At 58.1% G+C, this 757-nt stretch carries 1 protein-coding gene and 1 pseudogene; one reads left to right on the top strand and one right to left on the bottom strand.

The features are described from left to right. Window positions 1–212 precede the first annotated feature (212 nt). Complete coding sequence (locus HMPREF9431_RS11910) at window positions 213–440, bottom strand: hypothetical protein (RefSeq protein ID WP_040561721.1); 228 nt, start codon at window positions 438–440, stop codon at window positions 213–215. A gap of 131 nt (window positions 441–571) precedes the next feature. Here HMPREF9431_RS11910 and HMPREF9431_RS13085 point away from each other — a divergent pair. After that, window positions 572–757: pseudogene (locus HMPREF9431_RS13085) on the top strand (hypothetical protein); the annotation flags it as partial.

The following is a 757-nucleotide window of genomic DNA, read 5'->3' on the forward strand; positions in this document are numbered from 1 at the left end:
TCCGCGCAGCGGCGTTTCCATCCGTAAAAGGCACGTTCCCCACCCGCAAAGGAGGCGTTTCCATTCGCAAAGGGCACGTTCCCCACCCGCAAAGGAGGCATCTCCATGCGTTGAAATGTTTGTGCATTGCGCATAATGCACACCTGCTAACGATGGATGCGCCCCTGCAGGGCGACACGGCGGCACACAGGCGCCGCCCCTACCAACCTCCATCAAACCCCTCTGCCACGCAACCTTTTTGCATTTTGCTCGTCGGCAAACCGTTTGCCACCAATCATTCCGCGCGTTTGTTTATCGGCAAATTCTTCGCCGGCAACCTTTTCTTGTGTTTGTCCGTCGGCGAACTGTTCGCCGGCAACCTTGGGACACGGAGCCACACGAGAAATGGTAGGGGCGGCGCCTGTGTGCCCGCCCGAACGTCCGCGCAGCGGCGTTTCCATCCGTAAAAGGCACGTTCCCCACCCGCAAAGGAGGCGTTTCCATTCGCAAAGGGCACGTTCCCCACCCGCAAAGGAGGCATCTCCATGCGTTGAAATGTTTGTGCATTGCGCATAATGCACACCTGCTAACGATGGATGCGCCCCTGCAGGGCGACACGGGCGGGCACACAGGCGCCGCCCCTACCAACCTCCATCAAACCCCTCTGCCACGCAACCTTTTTGCATTTTGCTCGTCGGCAAACCGTTTGCCACCAATCATTCCGCGCGTTTGTTTATCGGCAAATTCTTCGCCGGCAACCTTTTCTTGTGTTTGTCCG

It is taken from the genome of Segatella oulorum F0390, from assembly GCF_000224615.1.
Classification (GTDB): Bacteria; Bacteroidota; Bacteroidia; order Bacteroidales; family Bacteroidaceae; genus Prevotella; species Prevotella oulorum.

Bases quoted from the DNA above. Each gene is read 5' to 3' on its own strand.
- HMPREF9431_RS11910 (WP_040561721.1), bottom strand. From the start codon at position 440: ATGGAAACGCCGCTGCGCGGACGTTCGGGCGGGCACACAGGCGCCGCC.